This is a genomic window from Clostridium sp. CS1-1, assembly GCF_056135525.1.
On the sequence record NZ_CM148680.1, the window covers coordinates 3,381,336 to 3,394,710 of the forward strand.

The window sequence follows — 13,375 nt, forward strand, 5'->3', positions numbered from 1 at the left end:
TTATAACCATCAAGCTATTCTTTGTATTCATTCCCATTATGATTAAAAGTAGTTGGTATAAAAAGTTTTGAAACTTCAACCTCCGAATTTTCGGCAGTTAAACTTCTTATCATGTTGATTACTTCTCCATCCTCCATTTACCATGTTTAATTCTCAGTTTGCTGCACAAACTACTAGACAGTAACTTTTAAGTTGACTTCTTTGTCAAAAAAAATGTTGTACGGGGCCTCTAGTATACTAGTCAGTTTTTTAGCTTCAGCTATAGTGAATAAATCAGGGTTATTTTCTTTAGTATTATAATTTGCAATACCCATTCCCATTAGTTTAGCAGTTTCCTCTTGACTAACACCTTTTATCATCCTTAATGCTTTAATTACATTTGACATACATTCGCCTCCTTTGTCACTTTGTAGTTGACTTGTTATGATTTTATTATAGTAACTTTTAAGTTGACTGTCAATAGTATTTTTATCATTTTTTATAGAAATATTACAAAAAATAATAAAAAGTATATTTAAAAGCGACAATGTTTTATTTAGTCAACCTTTGAGTTATAATATATTATGGATAAAATTGGAGGTAAGATATGGAGAATGTAACTGGTTTAAGGATTAAAGAATGTAGAAATGATTTAAAGTTAACTCAGACTCAATTAGGGGATATGGTGCATGTAACAAAGCAATCTGTTAGTAAGTGGGAAAAAGGTACAAACATACCAGAACCACCAATTTTAAAACAGCTTGCATCTTTATTTGAATGCTCTGTAGATTATTTACTCGGTAAAACAGATGTAAAGAACAACATTAATCTAAATGATATGGATTTATTTGCAGGTAACGGCAAAACGAAGGAATTATTCGATAAATTTATTAAAACATTTGCCAAAAGCAATTTATCTGAAAATGACTTAAATGCTATAAATGATTTTAGTATAATCATGGAAGATAAACTTAAAGAAGCTAATTTATATGATGAGAATATGACTTATGATGAGAAAGTTGATTTAGCAAACAAAGTACTTGATATTTTAAAAATAATTCAAAAGAAATAAAAACAGGATAACTTAATTAAAAGTACCCTGTTTTTTTTCTGATTTTATAACTAATCTCATTACTTCTATTACCTTTTGTTCTAAATTCCCCTCAATAACTAAGCCTTCTTCCTCTATCATTTCTGCGAGTATATCAGAAAATTTCATTATTTCCCCTCCTGCTTGTCCCCTAAATTATTTTCATTGTATTAATAATACCACTTTTACCTTAAATATACAAGAACTCACGTTCGTGACAATAGTCAATTAACTTTACTCTTTTAAGTATTTATTGCCTATGGTAAATTCTTTTATTTAAGTTTCTCCTTATAAACAAAGAATTTAAATTATATATTTATATCAGTCGGATGTATTTTTTTCATTGCTTAATAGAATTTTATTGACTATCTTCAACAATCCCCCTCTACTTTTTTACTAATCTTAGATAATATTTAAATTTATAATACTTGCCTATTAAATACTGACAAGGTAGTCCACCTATAATCTATTAATTTTATGTAAATACTCAATAACTTGAATTCCATATTTAATATATTTTCACCTCCAACAAATAAAAAAGATTCAAGATTTTAATACTTCGCTAAAACATAATTATTTATTAATACCACAAAGAGACTATACTCATAGAAGCATAAAACATTGCCTTTTGTGTCGTTAATCAATAATTTAGTTTTTAGCAAAATATGTATTAATTAAAATCTTGAATCTTTAAATATGTATTTATTTTACTCTTAAATTTATTTTACTCTTAAATTTACATCATCCAAAAATTTATATATCTACTATGATTTATAAAATATGGATTGGTTAAATCACATTTTTGATTATACCATATCAGCTCCAAAAAACAAGTTTATTTTTCATAATACGGTATATTATGTAATAAATTTTACATTTTCATGTATATTGTATTATATATTTTATAAATACAAATTAACAAGTGCTTAGATTCAAGTTATATTTCTATAAATTCATCCCATTCAAAGTAAAAGACTCATGAACAGATATTAAATTTATTTTGTATACACATTATAAACCTAAAAGTATATCTCTATCAGCGATACTTTTGACAATATTTGCACACCATTTTACAATAATACCTATAATAAACTATATACGCCCATATTTGGAAATATGATTATGATGACTTTTAATATTTATATAATATATATTAAATTTAGGTTAACTAATCAAGAAAGGAATGTTATGAACCCTAAACTAAGCATTAAGGCATGGCGTGTAATGCGAAAAATGTCGCAAAAAACTTTAGCAAAAAATTTAAACATATCACAGGGATACATCTCAGAACTTGAAAAAAATGAAAAAAGCCCTACTATACGTATGCTCTATAGAATTGCTGAGGAATTAAAAGTTTGCCCTAGACTACTTATAAGCTGTATTATAGAGTGTAGAGAATGTACTTATGATAAAGAATATTTAGAAGGTGGTAATGATGAAAGCAGCAATATATAGTAGAAAATCTAAATTCACAGGTAAAGGTGAATCTATTGAAAATCAAGCTCAGATGTGTAGAGAGTATAGTGAAAAATTTTTAGAAATTAATGAGTTTCTTATTTACGAGGATGAAGGCTTTTCAGGAAAAAATACTGATAGACCAGAATTTAAAAGAATGATGGCTGATGCTAAGATGAAAAAATTTGATGTACTTATTTGCTATAGATTAGATAGGGTGAGTAGAAATATAGCTGATTTTTCTATTCTTATAGAGGATTTACAAAAGTATGGAATAAGTTTTGTATCTATCAAGGAGCAATTCGATACTAGTTCTCCTATGGGGCGTGCTATGATGAATATAGCAGCAGTATTTGCACAGTTAGAACGTGAGACTATAGCTGAAAGAGTTAGAGATAACATGATGGAGTTAGCTAAAACTGGACGTTGGCTTGGTGGAGCTGTCCCTTATGGCTTTAAAGTAGAAAAAGTAATTGAACATGAAAAAGAAACTACTTATCTAAAACCCGTAGAAGATGAGCTTTTAATAGTCAAAGAAATGTTTGAAAAGTTTTGTCAGTTTGGGTCTTTAAGAAAAGTTTGGTTATGGTTATTAGATAACAACATTGGTAATAAAAAATGGTCAAAGTCTAGTGTTCATTTCATCCTCAAGTCTCCATGTTATGTAAAAAGTTCGATAGAATTGCTAAACTACCTCGAGAAACAAGGAATAACAGTTATAGGAGAACCCAATGAAGGTGGAATTTTAACATATGGTAGAAGACCAAATATCGCTAATAGAAAAATAGCATCCAAAGAAAACTGGATATGTTGTGTCTCTAAGCATAAAGGAATTATAGAACCTGATTTTTGGATACAAGTACAGGAAAAAATAAAACAAAATGATAAGTACCCACGTTTCGAATCATCACAAAATTCATTCTTAACTGGATTGTTGCGTTGTGATAAATGCGAAGCACCGCTTATCGTTAACTATAACGTTTCTCGCTCGGATAAAAATATTAGGTATTACTTTTATACCTGTAGTAAGAAAAAAGAGCTAACTACCAAGTATTGTAATAATGGCAATATAACTCTTGAAAAAATGCATAATGATGTTGTTGAATATTTATATAACTTAAGTGCAAATAAAGAAGCTCTAAAAAAAGCCATAAGCCACGAAGAACTAAAACCCAATAATAAAGTCAAGGACCTTAATAAAACAAAAAAAGCTATATCTAAAAACGATACAGCTATTTTAAATCTAACAAAGCAACTAGGTCAAGTTGTCCCAGAAGCCGCTGGATATATTATAGCAGAAATTAACAGGCTAAGTAAAGAAAATGCAAGCCTAAAAGAAAAAGTACAGAATCTTGAAGAAGAAACACAAACTGAAAATATTACACAAGCAAATTTTGAATTGTTCTATGAACAGATAAAGAGTTTTGGTAAAAACTTTAAGTTATGCAAGACTGTAGAAGAAAAAAGAAGATTGATAAGAAGCATAGTAAAAGAGATTCGCTGGAATTCTGATACTGGATTTGTAGATATCGAGTTATTGCAGTAAAAAAAGGACAAGCGAAAGGATTTATAATTGTACAGCATGCGAGTACTGTATGCCATGCCCTGTTGGTGTAAATATTCCGAAGAACTTCGCACTATACAATCAATCTTTTATGTACAATGATTTAGACGGCTGCCAAAAAAAATATAGAGTTATGCCTGAGCAGGCTAAATCTTCTTCTTGTGTATCTTGTGGGAAATGCGAAAAGGTATGTCCTCAACACCTACCGATTAGAGAACTACTTAAAGAGGTGACTACAACTTTATAGAATATTGTAATTTTATTCAGATTGGACAAGCTACTTTAAGGCAAGGACTATATTAGACCTGACCTTTAAGTAGCTTGTCAACTTATTATTAAACTTGCCACTTGCTAGGTGATAACTTATTTTACTTCCTTATATCTTCATAATCTACATCCACAACATTTTTATCTTTTAAATCGAAATAGCTTTCCTCATCATAAACACTTGCCTGAGAGTGTGCTTCTTGTTTATTATTAATCTTTCTATTCTTCCATGTTTTAAGGTATCTATAACTTTTAAAGCCAGCCCATCCTACTATTGCAGCCACTACGAGTAATGGTATAATTCTGATGAATATAAGTACAGCTAATATAGCTACTATCGTCTTAAAAACCCCTGATAAATTCCTATTTATAAACTCCATCATTCAAACTCCTCTTTCTTAAAAATATATCTTTTGATAATAAAATTTTGTCTTAATCGAAGCTTTTTTACAAATAATTTTATATATTGATTATAACATATAATCAATTAAAGTTAAATAGTATTCAGTATCACTTTACAAAGTATTAATAATTATAACTTTTCTTTATCCAATTAATACCCGCTCTAATACTTCATCTGATGCTTAGAAATCTGTTTACTCCTTATTAGCTAAAATATTATATAAAACTTCAACATTTTCATCTACATGATTAAACTAAAAATAAGCTAAAATAAAGCACATAGTCTATTCTATGTGCTTTACTTCAGCTTATTTTTTCTTTGTATTTTTAGTTCCTTTTGCTTTCTTATCATTCTTTTTGGTAGAACCACTTTTACTCTTACCTTTATCTCCCATGGTGTATCCCCTCCCTAAAATTGGATTTGGTTAATTTTATGAATAGAAATCTATCATTATAACAAAGATATTATTACAAATGATTACTATAATAGTGTAAGAACTTACACTATATTATGTTTTCTTTTGTTTTTCCTAAAAATATCAAAATCGCTAATTATTTTTGGATGTTCTTGTATAAAACTAATAAAATCCTCAAGGTATTCTACAGTCTCATTACTTATTGTATGCTCCACTTTTTCTGTTTGTTCCAATACACCATCGGATATTCCGAGAACCTTGAAAAAACCTTCAATAATATTATGTCTCTTTAGCAGATATTTTCCCATATTTTTTCCGTTTTCAGTAAGAAGTATAATCCCATACTTTTCATAGTTTACAAATTTTAATTCTGCTAACTTTTGTATCATCTTTGTTGCAGATGGCGGCTGTACATTTAGAGCTTTTGCTAAATCATGAATACGAGTGAATCCTATCTGTTCAGATAATCTATAGGTCATTTCTAGATAATCTTCCATTGAAGCTGTTAAAGTATCACACTCTTTTTTCATATATTCACTAAAGGTAAAGAAATCTTCATCTGCCATACTATCATCTACCTTTCACTAAAATTATTAATATCGTTAATTGGGTATACCTATCAATAATTTATATGAACTATATGTAAAAAATAGAACTTCTTAATCACTCTTTTTAATCTTTTCTCATATCATAAACTATAAAAGTTAGTACAGGCTAAGATTGTTTTATAGTCTTAATTTTTTTAAGAGTAACTAAATATATTTTTGAGGAGGAACTTGTCATGTACCCAAATCCAGAACTAGAAGAACTTACCTTAAGTAAACAAAACTTCAATTTAAATATACTAAGTAAATTGAAAAACATTTCTAAGTACTTAGGTCCAGCATTTATTGTTAGTGTGGCATATGTAGACCCTGGCAACTTCGCTACTAATATAGCTGGAGGATCAGTATTTAACTACAACTTAATCTGGGTAATACTATGGAGCAATTTGATGGCTATTTTTTTACAAACACTTTCTGCTAAACTTGGCATTGCCACTGGTTTTAATCTATCTCAAATGTGCGGTAAAATATTTTCAGTGCAAGTTAATTGGTTTTTATGGATAATTTCTTGTATAACTGCTATGGCTACAACACTAGCTGAATTCTTGGGTGCTTCTTTAGGTTTATACTTATTATTTAGAATACCTCTTTTCTATGCAGGAATAATTACAATTGTATTGACATTTGCCATAATAAATTTACAGAAATACGGACAAAGAGTTGTAGAAATAGTAATTACTATTTTAATATCAATAATTTGTGCTGCTTATGCCTTTGAAGTTTTTTTAGCCAAACCAGAATGGACTTCTGTAGCTATTCATACTCTAGTTCCAAGTCTTCCTAATGGTGATGCTTTATTGATAGCAGCAGGTATGCTTGGTGCAACTGTTATGCCTCACGTAATATATCTTCATTCTGCATTGGTACAGTCTAGAAATGGGTACACTACAAAAAAGGAAAGAGAAACTCATTTCAAGATGGAAAAGATAGATATAATTATTGCTATGAATATAGCATTTTTAATAAATTCAGCTATGCTTATAGTATCCGCTGCTGTTTTCTTTAGCCAAGGAATTGCCGTAGATTCAATAGAACAAGCTCATAGATCATTACAGCCTCTTCTCGGCAATCTTTCAAGTGGAGCTTTTGGTATTGCACTTTTAGCCTCTGGCTTATCCTCCTCTGCAGTAGGTGCTATGGCTGGAGAAAGCCTTATGGATGGGTTTGTTAACTTAAAATTAAATATCAGCTTAAAAAGAATAATTACTATGGCACCTGGTATGATTATTATAGTATTAGGAGTAAATCCTATGAAGGCTCTTATACTAAGCCAAGTTATCCTAAGCTTTGCACTTCCTGCTGCTGTTATTCCGCTTATGATTATAAGTAGCAAGAAAGAAATTATGGGTGATTTAGTGAACAAACCTATCACTAAAGTAATAGGTTGGATAATTACCTCAATTATTATAACCTTGAATGCGGTACTCCTTTTTCTTACACTTAGTGGTAGATGATAATACCTATAAATAAATCCTCTAATTCTAATAACTAGAGGATTTATTTATTTTATTATTATTCAAGTTCCTAAAATCGTTTTGCTAATTCTCTTGCCTCTTCATTGCTCTTACTCCTTACTTTTTCTAATTCCTCTCCCTGTAAAACATTAGCAAGTTCTAACTTTAAAGTACTAACATCACTTACTCCCATAAATCCTAAGATAGTTCTAATATATCTATCCCCCATTTCGAACTGAGCACCAGCTCCTTCGCTATAGTCTCCTCCTCTAGTTGTAATATGCACTGCCTTTCTTTTTCTATCCGCTAATAAACCTACTGGACCATTCTCTGTATATTTAAAAGTCACTCCAACATAAGTTACATAATCAAAGTATGATTTTAATATTGAGGGTATGCTCAGATTCCACATAGGTGCAGCTATTACATATTTATCAACACTTGCAAAGGTGTTTGCATGTTTTAACATTTCATTATCTTTTCCTGAAAACATATCATTAAGCATATTACTATCTAATGGCTTTATACTTTCCTTATATAGATCTAATGTTACAATTTCATCTTGAGGATTATTCTTCTTATATTCCTCTAAAAATTCATTGGCAAGCCTAAAAGTATTAGATTGCTCATCTGGCTTTGGATTTGCTTTGATGTAAAGTATTTTACTCATAAATTAGCCCCTTTCAGTTGTTTATAATATATTTTAATCACTTTCACTAAATATTTTTTCACAATTACTTTTACTTATGCTAATATACTAAATTTATTATATTAGACTTTTAACCAATTTACCTTTATTCTCACTTATATGCCAAAGATCTTACTATTTAGGCGCGAAAAACCAATATCAACCTTATTATATAAGTAAAAATATTAGAATTAGTTCCTTTACTGCATAAATAACCTTGAAACTTTTCATCTCACCTTTAGGATAAATATGCTATAATTGTTATAATAAAAGTGTTTAGAAAAAATTTTACAATAATAAAGGTGGGGATTCTATGCGTTTTGTTACATTTAATTTTGAAGGAGCAGAAAAAATAGGGCTAGTTTCTAAGGATGAAAAATCAATCATTTGTCTTAGTGACATTTTCCCAGGGTATTCTATGATTGATCTTTTGATTAACTTCGACTGTGTAGCAGAAGATAAAATAAAGAACTTCCAAAATGAAAAAAATATTATTCCTTTGAGTGAAGTAGTTCTACAGTCACCTATCCCAAATCCTCCTAGAGGAATCATTTGTCTAGGGAAAAACTACAAAGATCATATCAAAGAGGTTGCAAAAGCAATAGACCTAGAAGATAAAATTCCTGAGTTTCCTATATATTTCTCTAAACTTGTAGATAGATGCGTAGGCCATAATGGAATTATTCCATCTCATAAAGATTTAACTAATAAGCTTGACTACGAAGTTGAACTTGCTATTATCATAGGAAAAGAGGGCAAAAATATTCCTAAGGGTAAAGTAGCGGATTATATATTTGGATATACTATTTTAAATGATGTATCCGTAAGAGATTCCCAATGGAAACATGTTCAATGGTATAGAGGGAAAAGTTTCGATGGTACATGCCCTATGGGACCTTGGATAGTTACTAAGGATGAATTAAAGTTTCCAATTGAGCTAGATATTAAGTCCTATGTTAATGGTGAATTAAGGCAAGCTTCAAATACAAAAGAATTTATATTTGATATACCATACATAATAAGTGAGTTCTCAAAGGGTATAACTCTAAAGCCTGGAGATATAATTGCTACAGGAACTCCTGCTGGAGTAGGTATGGGATTTACCCCTCCAAGATACTTGAATCCTGGTGATCAAGTTGAATGTTACATTGAAAATATAGGCTCTTTGAAAAATTCAGTTTTATAGACAACATCATATTGGAAGAAGATATTTATATATTTTAGCATGAAGAATGAATGAGCAACAAGATGAGTAGTTTTATCACTACAAACCTTATTCTCTATGATTAATTTATATGAGGAGGATAGACTATGTTTAAAACAAATGATAATAGGAAAGACTATGGTAATGAATTTTTAAATGCTTATAGTACATTATTTCCATACTTCCAGTACCTTATTAGTGAAGATATTCTCCTATCAGTAGCCGATACAGAAAAGTATTTGGAGCTTTACGGAAATGAAAAGTTTAAATTAAATGTGAAGGCTGGAGACGCTATTAGTAAGAGCGGTGGAGATTATGAGGCCATGAAAACTAAAAATGTAGTTGTAAAAAGAATATCTAAGGATGTATTTGGAATGGAGATTCAATCTATATCAATTCCTGCCTTTAACGACGCCGGTAAGGTTATTGGCTGTGTTTCTCTTTGCAAAAATCTAAATAGACAATTTGAAGTATCAAATTTATCAAAATCATTATCTTCAGCTTTGCAGCTAATTAGTCAAAACACCAACATATTAGCTGAGGATGTAAGAACTATAGCTGAGGCTAATGCTAAAATAACAAAAAATATATTAGAAACTAATGAAGAAGTTCAAAACACAGATGAAATATTAAACTTTGTAAGAAATGTTGCAAACCAGACAAATCTTCTAGGTCTAAATGCTTCCATTGAAGCAGCACGGGCTGGAGATATGGGTAGAGGTTTTAACGTTGTGGCAAAGGAAATAAGGAAACTTTCTACTTCTAGCTCCGAATCTATAAAAAAAATAGATGGGGTTTTAAAGAAAATCCAAGGTTCTGTGTCTAACATATCTGGAAATATTGATGAAATCAATGATACCTTCAATAAACAAGCAGCATCATTCGAAGAAATAAATGCTTTAATTCAAGAGTTATCTTCTAATGCTGAAGTTTTAGAAAACATGGCAAATTATTATTAAATGCTATTGCAATTTAGTTTGTGTAGCCTATCTTAGGTATGCAAACCCTATATTATTTTCCTGTAAAACCTAAATTAAGAAAAGGCAATCGCTACTATAAACCTCTAATCTAATTGCCTTTTCTTTAATATAACATTTAATCTTCTTTGTTATCATGTTCCTTTTTATTCTCTTTTATCTTTTCCTTTACCTTCTCTTTGATATCTTCCTTCTTTTCTTCTTTTATCTTTTCAGTTTCTTGCTTTTTCACTTCTTTTTCTTGTTCTACTTCACTTTGGTTTTCTACTGAACTTACCTTGTTTTTAACTGTTTGATTATTTGAGGAGCTTTTACTATTATTTATTGTATTAGTATTTGTAGAATTTGAACTTTTTTCATTACCTGAACTCTTCTTTCCATCTTTACTTTTTTCGACTGCTTTTATGGCTTCTTTAGCTTCTTCTTTAGTTATATTTCCTGATTTAACTTCTTCTTTTAATACTTTCTTCAATCGACCTACTTCGCCTTTCATTACAGCCTTCTTTTCAGCTAGTGCTTGCTCAAATGTTTGCTTTTGTTTAGCTAGAGCTTCTTCTTTTTGTTTTAAAGCTTCTTCAGCAACTTTTATTGCTTCCTGATCTCCAGCTTTTTTAGCTTCTTCTAATTTTTTTTCTGCTTCCTTAACATCTTTCTTATTTTGAATCAGCGTTTGCCTCTCCTTAGCAACTGCAATTATCGCATCTTTTTTTGCAGTTTGCATCTCAATAACTTTAACTATAGTTGCTTTTGCATTTTCAGGCAGCTTATTTTGTATGTTCTGTAAAACTTCTATAGACTTCTTATGTCTATCAATTATTTTTTGTTCTACAGCTTTTAATTCGTCCAGTTTTTTTGAATCTTCTACGTTATCGTTAACAGTTTTTTCTAACTCTTCTGATTCCTTATCTATTGACTCTTGAACTGTGTCAACTGCTTCATTCATTTTATTATTATATTCATTTAAAGTTCCAGTAGATAAGTCGGTTTTTCCCTCTTCAGCCATTACTTCACTTTCTCCTAGTCTTTCATCGGCAACACTTACCAAAACCTCTGCTTTATCTTTCCCTATTGAGATGTTTACTTTAATATTATCTATAGCCTTATCTATAGGATATAGAATTGCGTTATCTGGAGTTATACCAGCCTGATCCTTTAAAGTAGTGCTAACCTCATCCGCAAAAACTCTTCCACTAAGATTTAGCGATACAGTTAATGCTGTAATAAATAATACTAACTTCTTCATATAAGTCCCTCCTAAGTTTTCTCAAGTTATTTTCATAAGTATTTACGTGACAGCTTTCCTAATTTAGGGGGTATCATTATTTTTTTAAATAGTATCAAATTTAAATAAATTTTATATTCATAGTATCGAAATATAATATATATTATGAAATAAAATTTTGTGAGTGTTTGAACCTATAGTATTTATTCTTGCTGATGGGTAACTCAGCAGAATAAATCTCCTCTTAAAAATTTATCTTAATTTTCCAGTTGAATTTTAATGTTTTTTACAATAAACTTCTATGAAGATACCCCTTTAAATTAAACCTGTTATTCGTATTTATAAATGAGGTGGTCAAATGAACCTGAAAGGACAATTTATTGATAGCAAAGAAGATTTTATAGAAAATAATAAAAAATTCATATATAATATTACATCAAATATTTGTAAGAGAACCCTACACTGGGAAAATGATGATGAATTAAGTATAGGATTAATCGCGTTTAATAATGCTTGTGATACTTATGTTCAAGACAAAGGTAATTTTTTTAGTTATGCAAAAGTTTTAATTAAAAATGCTCTTATAGATTACTTTAGAAAAAGTTCTGGTAGCCCTTTTGTAACCTTCAACTCAGAAGATGAGAGCATAGACTACATTGACAATAAAAATTCTTTAAATAATTATGAACTTGAACAGGAGAACAAAAGAAGAAGTGATGAGATATTAGCTTTTTCTAAAGAGTTACAAAGTTACAAACTATCTTTCGAGGATCTAGTGGAATCTTCACCAAGCCATAAAGACACCAAAGATAAATTATTAAATTTATCTTTAACTTGTTCAAATGAGGACTCAATATTACAGTATATATATAGTTCTAAAAAACTTCCTGTAAAGGAAATATGTATTCTCACCGGTGCAAATAGAAAATTCATAGAGAAGTGGAGAAGATATATCTTAACACTAATTTTAATTTTTTCAAACAAGGAGTATATTTATTTAAGGTCATATTTAAATATAAAAGTAGGTGTAAATAATGAATAGTAAAACAGGTATTGTAATGAAAATGGAAGAAAACATAGCCTATATAATGACTGCTACTGGTGAATTTGCAAAAATAAAGATAGACAAACGTAAGCCTCTTCCCTCTATAGGGTCAGAGTATTGTGGCTTAGTATCAACAAATACCTTTATGAAGAATGGCATATTAAAGTATGCTGCTGCAGCTTGTTTAGCGTTCGCTGTACTTTTAAGTGGCGGTGGAGCGTATTCCTATTATAAACCAGTATCAACGGTTACAGTAAGTATAAATCCTGCGATTGAACTTAAATCCAATATGTGGAATAAGGTTATAGATGTGAAGCCTTTAAACCCAGACGGTAAAAAGATTCTGCAGGAAATATCCCTAAAAAATGAATTAGTAGATGATGCTTTGGTATCTATTCTAAATCAAGCTAAAAAAGACAATTTTATTAATGAGAATTACAAAGAGATGAATAAAACTATTAGTGTCAATATATCTGGTAAAGAAATTAAGCTTTCTTCCTTTGAAAGTGAAATTAAAAAGAATACTTTAAATGTAAAGGTAGATATAAATGGATCTACTATTCTAAATAGTTCTTCTGAAAAAAATAAAAATGGCTTTACTAATAATAAAGATGAAAATAATGAGTTAAATAACAAATCTAATTCACAAGATACAAAGGATGCAATAAATAATAGTAAAAAACCAACAGATAACTCTATTCCATCAAAAGGTAACGGAAACAGCACTCATAACAACGATACTAATAATATCAATAATAAACAAAATAATAATATAAACACTGCTCCTTCAAACAGTTCAAAAACTAAGAATTCCGATGATAAAAATTCATCTAAAAATGATGACTCAACAAAACATGATAAAGGCTCTAAGGACAAAGATAATGAGAATGACAGGCCAAACAACTCAGATAATAAATATCATGATTCACAAAAAACAGATAAAGAAAAAAAGGATAAATAATGAGAAAGAATATAGGCTAGTTTAACTAAGTCTATATTCTTTCTTT

Annotated in this window: 15 protein-coding genes; 9 read left to right on the forward strand and 6 right to left on the reverse strand. The window is 29.6% G+C overall.

The genetic code is table 11. The features are described 5' to 3' along the window. Nucleotides 1–173: 173 nt before the first annotated feature. Nucleotides 174–386 carry a helix-turn-helix transcriptional regulator gene (locus tag AC0N0V_RS15920; RefSeq protein ID WP_474459134.1) on the reverse strand — a complete coding sequence of 71 codons (213 nt, stop codon included), beginning with the start codon at nt 384–386 and terminating at the stop codon, nt 174–176. A 200-nt stretch (nt 387–586) separates the two neighbouring features. Here AC0N0V_RS15920 and AC0N0V_RS15925 point away from each other — a divergent pair, with 200 nt between their 5' ends. Continuing rightward, entirely contained in the window at nt 587–1,051 is a 465-nt protein-coding gene (locus AC0N0V_RS15925) for a helix-turn-helix domain-containing protein (RefSeq protein ID WP_474459136.1), read from the forward strand. A 12-nt stretch (nt 1,052–1,063) separates the two neighbouring features. Here AC0N0V_RS15925 and AC0N0V_RS15930 read toward each other — a convergent pair whose 3' ends face one another. Beyond that, nucleotides 1,064–1,198 (reverse strand): hypothetical protein, encoded by a 135-nt coding sequence (locus AC0N0V_RS15930; protein ID WP_474459138.1) that lies wholly within the window; start codon nt 1,196–1,198, stop codon nt 1,064–1,066. 993 nt (nt 1,199–2,191) lie between these two features. Between AC0N0V_RS15930 and AC0N0V_RS15935 the strand changes: the two genes are divergently transcribed. From AC0N0V_RS15935 to AC0N0V_RS15945, 3 genes are read left to right on the forward strand one after another with little or no spacing between them, the layout of a single operon-like run. After that, nucleotides 2,192–2,524, forward strand: a complete 333-nt coding sequence (locus AC0N0V_RS15935; protein ID WP_474459140.1) for a helix-turn-helix domain-containing protein — start codon at nt 2,192–2,194, stop codon at nt 2,522–2,524. Beyond that, nucleotides 2,502–4,070: a recombinase family protein gene (locus tag AC0N0V_RS15940; RefSeq protein ID WP_474459142.1), complete on the forward strand. Its 1,569-nt coding sequence runs from the start codon at nt 2,502–2,504 to the stop codon at nt 4,068–4,070. Before AC0N0V_RS15935 ends, AC0N0V_RS15940 begins: the two co-directional genes overlap by 23 nt. A 19-nt stretch (nt 4,071–4,089) precedes the next feature. Then, nucleotides 4,090–4,335 carry a 4Fe-4S dicluster domain-containing protein gene (locus AC0N0V_RS15945; RefSeq protein ID WP_474464557.1) on the forward strand — a complete coding sequence of 82 codons (246 nt, stop codon included), beginning with the start codon at nt 4,090–4,092 and terminating at the stop codon, nt 4,333–4,335. A 121-nt stretch (nt 4,336–4,456) separates the two neighbouring features. On the opposite strand, the gene AC0N0V_RS15950 is transcribed toward AC0N0V_RS15945, so the two are convergent. Together AC0N0V_RS15950 and mntR are read right to left on the reverse strand one after the other, a co-directional pair. Further along, nucleotides 4,457–4,738, reverse strand: coding sequence for a hypothetical protein (locus tag AC0N0V_RS15950; protein ID WP_474459144.1), 282 nt, complete (start codon nt 4,736–4,738; stop codon nt 4,457–4,459). A 518-nt stretch (nt 4,739–5,256) separates the two neighbouring features. Next, nucleotides 5,257–5,739: a transcriptional regulator MntR gene (gene mntR, locus AC0N0V_RS15955; RefSeq protein WP_474459146.1), complete on the reverse strand. Its 483-nt coding sequence runs from the start codon at nt 5,737–5,739 to the stop codon at nt 5,257–5,259. 215 nt (nt 5,740–5,954) lie between these two features. On the opposite strand from mntR, the gene AC0N0V_RS15960 reads away from it, so the two are divergent. Next, nucleotides 5,955–7,232 (forward strand): Nramp family divalent metal transporter, encoded by a 1,278-nt coding sequence (locus tag AC0N0V_RS15960; RefSeq protein WP_474459148.1) that lies wholly within the window; start codon nt 5,955–5,957, stop codon nt 7,230–7,232. Between the two features lie 70 nt (nt 7,233–7,302). On the opposite strand, the gene AC0N0V_RS15965 is transcribed toward AC0N0V_RS15960, so the two are convergent. Then, nucleotides 7,303–7,902: an FMN-dependent NADH-azoreductase gene (locus AC0N0V_RS15965; RefSeq protein ID WP_474459150.1), complete on the reverse strand. Its 600-nt coding sequence runs from the start codon at nt 7,900–7,902 to the stop codon at nt 7,303–7,305. Between the two features lie 331 nt (nt 7,903–8,233). Between AC0N0V_RS15965 and AC0N0V_RS15970 the strand changes: the two genes are divergently transcribed. Both AC0N0V_RS15970 and AC0N0V_RS15975 read left to right on the forward strand, forming a co-directional pair. Next, nucleotides 8,234–9,106 (forward strand): fumarylacetoacetate hydrolase family protein, encoded by an 873-nt coding sequence (locus AC0N0V_RS15970; protein ID WP_474459152.1) that lies wholly within the window; start codon nt 8,234–8,236, stop codon nt 9,104–9,106. Between the two features lie 125 nt (nt 9,107–9,231). Next, nucleotides 9,232–10,083: a methyl-accepting chemotaxis protein gene (locus AC0N0V_RS15975; protein WP_474459154.1), complete on the forward strand. Its 852-nt coding sequence runs from the start codon at nt 9,232–9,234 to the stop codon at nt 10,081–10,083. A 136-nt stretch (nt 10,084–10,219) separates the two neighbouring features. Here AC0N0V_RS15975 and AC0N0V_RS15980 read toward each other — a convergent pair whose 3' ends face one another. Further along, nucleotides 10,220–11,344, reverse strand: a complete 1,125-nt coding sequence (locus tag AC0N0V_RS15980; RefSeq protein ID WP_474459156.1) for a DUF5667 domain-containing protein — start codon at nt 11,342–11,344, stop codon at nt 10,220–10,222. A 337-nt stretch (nt 11,345–11,681) separates the two neighbouring features. On the opposite strand from AC0N0V_RS15980, the gene sigI reads away from it, so the two are divergent. Both sigI and AC0N0V_RS15990 read left to right on the forward strand, forming a co-directional pair. Beyond that, on the forward strand, nt 11,682–12,365 hold the full coding sequence (sigI, locus tag AC0N0V_RS15985) for an RNA polymerase sigma-I factor (protein ID WP_474459158.1): 684 nt from the start codon (nt 11,682–11,684) through the stop codon (nt 12,363–12,365). Next, on the forward strand, nt 12,358–13,329 hold the full coding sequence (locus tag AC0N0V_RS15990) for an anti-sigma-I factor RsgI family protein (protein ID WP_474459160.1): 972 nt from the start codon (nt 12,358–12,360) through the stop codon (nt 13,327–13,329). Before sigI ends, AC0N0V_RS15990 begins: the two co-directional genes overlap by 8 nt. Nucleotides 13,330–13,375: the final 46 nt, after the last annotated feature.